Here is a 3946-nt window from a genome sequence, read left to right on the forward strand (position 1 = left end):
TTGCCGCTACCGCAAAATCAGCTTTGAGTATGGTAAAAGGCTCAAACACTTTTGAATAATTAGAAGACATTAAATACGAGTGCACATCACCCGTAAATGACCAGCCTTTGGTTGGAAAATACTTACTATCCAAGGCGTCAAACTTCAGATATCCGAACACGCCCAAATAATTACTATCCTCTACGGCTGGGCTATTTTTGGTAACTACTGAGGGAACGATATTTAGGTACTTGTATTCGATACCGCCTCCAATTAAATATTTTTGAACAAAAACCGATTGAAAATAGGCCTGATTGTTCCAATCCTGAAAATCAACATTGATCAATGAAAGTTCTTCGTCCATTTCTTTGCCACCTGAATGGTCTGAGATATACTTCTATCAAATTGATTCAAAGAGGACTTAAAACCAAAACTTATGTTATAGCCATTGTCGACATAATAATTAAAATTGTAACGGAAATTATCTCCAATGATAAGATCCAATGAAGAATTGTCATTTTTAATCAATAGATTTTTTTGTGTAATATTGGCCAAAACAGCGCTTTTGTACAAACCATCGTAATGTAAACCCAACTTTAATTGTGTTTTAGTGTCGTTTTCTTTCAAGTTTAACACCAATTGTTCAGCATTCCCAAGAGGTTGCAAAGCGTAAGTAATGGCGTTAAAATTTTGAGTTCCGTTGATGTTGTTGATGCCATTTTGCAACTTCGTATAGGTAATTAAACTTCCGGGTTTGAAGCGTAATTTACCTTTAACATAAGTGCTCGTGAAATTTTTCATTTCATTCACTTCAATGTCTGACACCAAAATACTATCAGATATGAGCTTTAATTTTGGCTTTCGATAAGGAAAATCATGATTTACTAATTGTTTTAATTTTTCGTACACGGCAAAAGAAGCTTCTTCGCCTTTAACTATTATTTCTTTGCCTTTATCAAAAGATATCACAGAATAATCTTTGATGTCTGGCTGTATGTACACGGTTGTTTTTTGTACATTTCCTTTCATCTTGTCGATCATGCTGAAGTTGGTGATCTGTACTAATATTTTGGTAGCATCTCTAAGTGCGGTACGATCTTTTAACCCTTCTTGAACATCGACTCCAATGATAACATCAGCTCCAAATCTATCACTTCTTGAATGGGGTAATTATTCACAACACCACCGTCAATAAGCACTTTACCCTCAATTTCAACGGGAGAAAACAAGGAAGGAAACGCCGCACTTGCTAAAATACATTGCGCTAAATTGCCTTTGTTCAACAACACTTGTTCGCCTTTTTCAATATCAGTAGCGATACACAAAAAAGGAATGGGTAATTGATTGAAATCGTGAATGTTTTTTTACATTTCGAGTCAAACGGGTCAACAAATTAAAGTTGTACATACCTTTAGAAAGTGCCTCAGGAATACCGATTTTGAATTTATTAAAGGGCAGTGTTACGGCATACAATTCGTCATTGCGTTTTTCGTAAAAATTCTTGGATCCCCTTGGAACATAATCGTTGATTAACTTATCGAAATCAACGGTGTGAAAAATAGAATCAATTTGTGATGCATTAAAACCCGTGGCGTACAAACCTCCAATCACGGCACCCATACTGGTTCCGCCGATATAATCGATTTTGATTCCGGCTTCTTCAATCACTTTCAACACGCCAATATGAGCGAAACCTTTGGCTCCACCTCCACTTAATACTAGACCTATTTTGGGTTTCTTTGCTTGTTCTTGTGACCAAAGTAACCCACAACAACAGAACAACAAAAGTAAAGCAGTAAATCTACTCATAGACAAGAATTTAGCAACGTGCTATTTCTTGTAAAAGTCGGAAATTTTTTTGGCTTTTGACACGCAATAACCTCAGAAATTTCTTTTTCTGTAGCCAATTGTATTCTTTTAACACTTTTAAAATGCTCAATAAGCGTAATCATCGTTTTTTCGCCTATGGATACTTCAATCGATGAAGTTCCGGCATAGGCGAAAAAACGATGATTACGCTTATTGAGCATTTTAAAAGTGTTAAAAGAATACAATTGGCTACAGAAAAAGAAATTTCTGAGGTTATTGGCGTGTCAAAAGCCAAAAAAATTTCCGACTTTTACAAGAAATAGCACGTTGCTAAATTCTTGTCTATGAGTAGATTTACTGCTTTACTTTTGTTGTTCTGTTGTTGTGGGTTACTTTGGTCACAAGAACAAGCAAAGAAACCCAAAATAGGTCTAGTATTAAGTGGAGGTGGAGCCAAAGGTTTCGCTCATATTGGCGTGTTGAAAGTGATTGAAGAAGCCGGAATCAAAATCGATTATATCGGCGGAACCAGTATGGGTGCCGTGATTGGAGGTTTGTACGCCACGGGTTTTAATGCATCACAAATTGATTCTATTTTTCACACCGTTGATTTCGATAAGTTAATCAACGATTATGTTCCAAGGGGATCCAAGAATTTTTTACGAAAAACGCAATGACGAATTGTATGCCGTAACACTGCCCTTTAATAAAAAAAAAAAAAAAAAAAAATTCAAAATCGGTATTCCTGAGGCACTTTCTAAAGGTATGTACAACTTTAATTTGTTGACCCGTTTGACTCGAAATGTAAAAAACATTCACGATTTCAATCAATTACCCATTCCTTTTTTGTGTATCGCTACTGATATTGAAAAAGGCGAACAAGTGTTGTTGAACAAAGGCAATTTAGCGCAATGTATTTTAGCAAGTGCGGCGTTTCCTTCCTTGTTTTCTCCCGTTGAAATTGAGGGTAAAGTGCTTATTGACGGTGGTGTTGTGAATAATTACCCCATTCAAGAAGTGATAGATTTGGGAGCTGATGTTATCATTGGAGTCGATGTTCAAGAAGGGTTAAAAGATCGTACCGCACTTAGAGATGCTACCAAAATATTAGTACAGATCACCAACTTCAGCATGATCGACAAGATGAAAGGAAATGTACAAAAAACAACCGTGTACATACAGCCAGACATCAAAGATTATTCTGTGATATCTTTTGATAAAGGCAAAGAAATAATAGTTAAAGGCGAAGAAGCTTCTTTTGCCGTGTACGAAAAATTAAAACAATTAGTAAATCATGATTTTCCTTATCGAAAGCCAAAATTAAAGCTCATATCTGATAGTATTTTGGTGTCAGACATTGAAGTGAATGAAATGAAAAATTTCACGAGCACTTATGTTAAAGGTAAATTACGCTTCAAACCCGGAAGTTTAATTACCTATACGAAGTTGCAAAATGGCATCAACAACATCAACGGAACTCAAAATTTTAACGCCATTACTTACGCTTTGCAACCTCTTGGGAATGCTGAACAATTGTGTTAAACTTGAAAGAAAACGACACTAAAACACAATTAAAGTTGGGTTTACATTACGATGGTTTGTACAAAAGCGCTGTTTTGGCCAATATTACACAAAAAAATCTATTGATTAAAAATGACAATTCTTCATTGGATCTTATCATTGGAGATAATTTCCGTTACAATTTTAATTATTATGTCGACAATGGCTATAACATAAGTTTTGGTTTTAAGTCCTCTTTGAATCAATTTGATAGAAGTATATCTCAGACCATTCAGGTGGGCAAAGAAATGGACGAAGAACTTTCATTGATCAATGTTGATTTTCAGGATTGGAACAATCAGGCCTATTTTCAATCGGTTTTTGTTCAAAAATATTTAATTGGAGGCGGTATCGAATACAAGTACCTAAATATCGTTCCCTCAGTAGTTACCAAAAATAGCCCAGCCGTAGAGGATAGTAATTATTTGGCGTGTTCGGATATCTGAAGTTTGACGCCTTGGATAGTAAGTATTTTCCAACCAAAGGCTGGTCATTTACGGGTGATGTGCACTCGTATTTAATGTCTTCTAATTATTCAAAAGTGTTTGAGCCTTTTACCATACTCAAAGCTGATTTTGCGGTAGCGGCAAAAGTGTTG

6 protein-coding genes and 3 pseudogenes are annotated in these 3946 nt (G+C 35.7%); 4 read left to right on the top strand and 5 right to left on the bottom strand.

The window, feature by feature from the left end; translation table 11 throughout:
* The 5 genes and pseudogenes from BXU11_RS18540 to BXU11_RS17965 form a co-directional block, all read right to left on the bottom strand.
* Positions 1-343: pseudogene (locus BXU11_RS18540) on the bottom strand (patatin); the annotation flags it as partial.
* Positions 322-1020: a hypothetical protein gene (locus tag BXU11_RS18545; RefSeq protein ID WP_255373984.1), complete on the bottom strand. Its 699-nt coding sequence runs from the start codon at positions 1018-1020 to the stop codon at positions 322-324. The gene BXU11_RS18545 and the pseudogene BXU11_RS18540, both read right to left, overlap by 22 nt.
* A gap of 59 nt (positions 1021-1079) precedes the next feature.
* Positions 1080-1304 (bottom strand): patatin-like phospholipase family protein, encoded by a 225-nt coding sequence (locus tag BXU11_RS18365; RefSeq protein WP_223253800.1) that lies wholly within the window; start codon positions 1302-1304, stop codon positions 1080-1082.
* On the bottom strand, positions 1288-1788 hold the full coding sequence (locus BXU11_RS18370; protein ID WP_223253801.1) for a patatin-like phospholipase family protein: 501 nt from the start codon (positions 1786-1788) through the stop codon (positions 1288-1290). Before BXU11_RS18370 ends, BXU11_RS18365 begins: the two co-directional genes overlap by 17 nt.
* A complete protein-coding gene (locus tag BXU11_RS17965) occupies positions 1785-2009 on the bottom strand; it encodes a hypothetical protein (protein WP_189318570.1) in 225 nt (74 codons plus the stop codon). The genes BXU11_RS18370 and BXU11_RS17965 overlap by 4 nt, the downstream gene beginning before the upstream one ends.
* On the opposite strand from BXU11_RS17965, the pseudogene BXU11_RS17795 reads away from it, so the two are divergent.
* The 4 genes and pseudogenes from BXU11_RS17795 to BXU11_RS18385 all read left to right on the top strand — a co-directional run.
* Positions 1971-2111 (top strand): annotated as a pseudogene (locus tag BXU11_RS17795) (helix-hairpin-helix domain-containing protein); the annotation flags it as partial. The gene BXU11_RS17965 and the pseudogene BXU11_RS17795 overlap by 39 nt on opposite strands.
* 21 nt (positions 2112-2132) lie before the next feature.
* Positions 2133-2465, top strand: coding sequence for a patatin-like phospholipase family protein (locus tag BXU11_RS18375; RefSeq protein WP_223253802.1), 333 nt, complete (start codon positions 2133-2135; stop codon positions 2463-2465).
* Positions 2422-3330: a patatin-like phospholipase family protein gene (locus tag BXU11_RS18380; RefSeq protein ID WP_223253803.1), complete on the top strand. Its 909-nt coding sequence runs from the start codon at positions 2422-2424 to the stop codon at positions 3328-3330. The genes BXU11_RS18375 and BXU11_RS18380 overlap by 44 nt, the downstream gene beginning before the upstream one ends.
* Positions 3324-3946, top strand: a pseudogene (locus tag BXU11_RS18385) (patatin); the annotation flags it as partial. The gene BXU11_RS18380 and the pseudogene BXU11_RS18385, both read left to right, overlap by 7 nt.

The organism is Flavobacterium sp. LM5, assembly GCF_002017945.1.
Classification (GTDB): Bacteria; Bacteroidota; Bacteroidia; order Flavobacteriales; family Flavobacteriaceae; genus Flavobacterium; species Flavobacterium succinicans.

Excerpts from the sequence above, each read along its gene's own strand:
- BXU11_RS18545 (WP_255373984.1), bottom strand. The coding sequence starts at position 1,020 with ATGATCGACAAGATGAAAGGAAATGTACAAAAAACAACCGTGTACATA.
- BXU11_RS18370 (WP_223253801.1), bottom strand. The coding sequence starts at position 1,788 with ATGAGTAGATTTACTGCTTTACTTTTGTTGTTCTGTTGTTGTGGGTTA.
- BXU11_RS17965 (WP_189318570.1), bottom strand. The coding sequence starts at position 2,009 with ATGCTCAATAAGCGTAATCATCGTTTTTTCGCCTATGCCGGAACTTCA.
- BXU11_RS18375 (WP_223253802.1), top strand. The coding sequence starts at position 2,133 with ATGAGTAGATTTACTGCTTTACTTTTGTTGTTCTGTTGTTGTGGGTTA.
- BXU11_RS18380 (WP_223253803.1), top strand. The coding sequence starts at position 2,422 with ATGTTCCAAGGGGATCCAAGAATTTTTTACGAAAAACGCAATGACGAA.